The organism is Paracoccus sp. (in: a-proteobacteria), assembly GCF_030536915.1.
GTDB lineage: Bacteria > Pseudomonadota > Alphaproteobacteria > Rhodobacterales > Rhodobacteraceae > Paracoccus.
In genome coordinates this window covers 1-2587 of record NZ_JAUNPC010000179.1, presented here as the reverse complement: position 1 = coordinate 2587, position 2587 = coordinate 1, and the positions used below count along the sequence as shown (strand labels likewise).

Sequence of the window (2587 nt, the reverse complement as noted above, 5' to 3'; positions counted from 1 at the left end):
CGTATCATGACGGCCGACAAGCTGCGCTACGCCCGGCACCTCATGGCCGATCGCACACGCTCGATCGCGTCGATCTGCGCTGAGTTGGGCGGGATCAGGCCCTCGACCCTCTATCACTACCTTCACGCCGACGGCGCGCTGAAGCGGCCCGGGCGGGAATTGCTGGGTGAGGAAATGGCCGACGAGGGTCTTGGCGGAGACGCCGCAAAGGGCGCTTGACCAGCTACCCGCGATTGGACAACGCGGGCGTAGCCGATTTTCATGGAAGGCGACCCCTCAGCAAGGAAACTCGCCCGCGCAGGGGGGTTCATGCCTTTGTTTTCTTGACTTGGTTGATTTACCGCCACAGGCTTGCTTTCGCAACGGGGCCAAGACGGCGTGGCCATGGGCAATCAAACCGCCGTTTTCCTGCCCATGGCAAAGCCCCGCCATGTCGGTGACGCGGCCCGGCTTTGCCTCGGAGACAACCACCGTCCGCTTCTCTGCGATCCGGCCGCATCTCGATCTCGGCATGCCGCTTGCGCGGATCGCCAGGGAGATCGGACTCTCGGAATGAATACTGGGTCGGTGGCTTGCCAAATACCGGGCCGAGGGCATTGCCGGGCCGGAGCGCCGGCCCCGAGCCGATCGCGGGCAGCGTCGCCGGATTACATCCGAGATGGAGACGTCGATCCGCGCGGAAACAAGCAATGGTCGGTTTGTCGCAGCTGTCTTGTGGCATCGACCGCCGCATCAGCTTTCCACCTTCAACTTGTCCGAGGTGCCGTCCAGTGCTGCAGGACCGTGCCGATCATCCCTGAAAGCTCACCATGGAGACAGGAGCGCAAGAGCTTGTCCCCATGTCGCAAGATCCGCCCTTGCATGTCGATCATGCCGGACCGGTGACGCCGAGGCGTGAGCCCGGTGGTGCTGGGCAACCCTCGTGCGCACAGCCTGACACGCCTCCAGCATGGGCACCACGATCAGCGCCAGGTCGGGGTGGTTTGCGAGGCGCCCGCGCAGGCGGGGGTCGAAGGCCGGCGCGCCGCCGTTCCCCGGACCTGCCGGCGGCGCCAGACCAAAGCTCCGCGAGCCGCAGCCCCGCAAGGCCGATCTGCGCTTGCAGGAGAGCATGGCGGGCGTGGATCAGCACCCCAGCACCCTCATTCTCACGTCGTTCCAGCCCTTGAGCCGCATCTCGTGGCAAAGACCCGCCCGCAGCAGGGGTGCGAACCCAACGGCATCATCCGCGCCGGTTTTATTCATCGTCACGGCAGCGCAGGGCGGCTGCGATTACGTCATGCAGCAATTGGAAAGCAGGACCTGTCGCAGCAGGAAACGCCGCGGCGGGCTGGGGTGACATCCAAGCCGGGACCGGCTTGGGCGCCTCGCCTGGGCAGATCGACCGCCGCCGGCAAGGTCTTTTCGACATGCTCGGCGTCTTTGCCGGGTTCGAGACCAACCTGCGCCGCGAACGGCAGATGGAAGGACCGCAAGCCCGGCATCGATCCCGGCCAGATGCGAAGGCCGCAGGGGGAAGAAGTCGACCCCCGGCCTGCCGCTTCCTGCCCGGCGCCGGGCAGCGCGGCGGAAGGTGATGCGGCAATCTGGCCATGGACAGCAGAGGGGTTTTCCCGCTCCATGGAACAGCGCCGGGGCCGCATGGTCCGGGTCCGCTGCGGCCATTGGGGGCAGCGGGTGCCCTTGGGTTGCCATGGTCCGCAGGCAGCCGGACAATTGGCGGACCGGCGACCGGGGGCTGCGAAGTCCGGCGCGCGCCCCGAAAAGGACGAAACCGAGAAGGGAGATACTCGATGAACCGTGTCCGCACCGCCTACATGCCGCTCAACAGCTATCCCGACGGGGCCTCGGCCGAGGCCGTGCAGGCCGCCGCCGGGCTGGCCGCGCCGCTGGGGGCGGGGCTGCATGTCACGACCTTCCCGGTCAAGATCCCGCCGCTGAACTCGCCCTTGGGCAGCCTGATGCTGAACGTCCCCGAGATGGCCCGCACCGCCGAGGAACGCAGCCGCGCCGAATGCCAGCGCCTTGCGGGCGTCGTGCAGCAGATCGCCGCGTCGGGCGGCGCCGAGGTCAGGGAACGCCCCGCCGCGCCCGGCGAAGTCCTTGACGCCGCCGCCGACGAGGCGCGCTATTTCGACCTGTCCCTGCTGCCCTGGTCGGGCGAAGGCATGGCGCTGCAGGACCTGGCGCAGGCCGTCATCTTCGGGTCCGGCCGTCCCGCGGTCGTCGTGCCGCCGGCGGCGCGGGTGGAAAGGGTCGATCACATCGCGGTCGCCTGGGACGGCAGCCGGGCGGCCGCCCGCGCCCTGGGGGACGCGCTGGCGCTGGTCCCGCAGGGCTGCCGCATCACGGTCCTGACGGTCGAGGGCGAGAAGAAGCTTGAACGCCGGGGCCTGGCCGCGGCGCTGGCCTCCTCGCTGGAACGGCGCGGCTTTGCGGCGCAGGCGCGCGAGGTCACGCTGGGCCGGAAGGCGATCGGCGGGGCGCTGCAGGACGAGGCGCTGGAGGCAGGGGCATCGCTGCTGGTCATGGGCGGCTTCGGCCATTCCCGCCTGCGCGACTTCATCCTGGGCGGCGCCACGCAGGG

Annotated in this window: 3 protein-coding genes and 1 pseudogene; 3 read left to right on the top strand and 1 reads right to left on the bottom strand. The window is 69.0% G+C overall.

The features are described 5' to 3' along the window. Both Q4F04_RS15450 and Q4F04_RS15445 read left to right on the top strand, forming a co-directional pair. A pseudogene (locus tag Q4F04_RS15450) lies at positions 1–219 on the top strand (hypothetical protein); the annotation flags it as partial. 211 nt (positions 220–430) lie between these two features. Continuing rightward, the gene (locus Q4F04_RS15445) at positions 431–556 is read left to right on the top strand and encodes a hypothetical protein (RefSeq protein ID WP_303370679.1); all 126 of its coding nucleotides are present in this window, start codon (positions 431–433) and stop codon (positions 554–556) included. 190 nt (positions 557–746) lie between these two features. Here Q4F04_RS15445 and Q4F04_RS16070 read toward each other — a convergent pair whose 3' ends face one another. Beyond that, the gene (locus tag Q4F04_RS16070; RefSeq protein ID WP_368660741.1) at positions 747–917 is read right to left on the bottom strand and encodes a transposase; all 171 of its coding nucleotides are present in this window, start codon (positions 915–917) and stop codon (positions 747–749) included. A gap of 876 nt (positions 918–1793) precedes the next feature. On the opposite strand from Q4F04_RS16070, the gene Q4F04_RS15440 reads away from it, so the two are divergent. Continuing rightward, a partial coding sequence (locus Q4F04_RS15440) for a universal stress protein (protein ID WP_303370678.1) occupies positions 1794–2587 on the top strand: 794 nt, incomplete at its 3' end.

Coding starts and splice junctions, on each gene's coding strand:
- Q4F04_RS15445 (WP_303370679.1), top strand. CDS start 431: ATGTCGGTGACGCGGCCCGGCTTTGCCTCGGAGACAACCACCGTCCGC.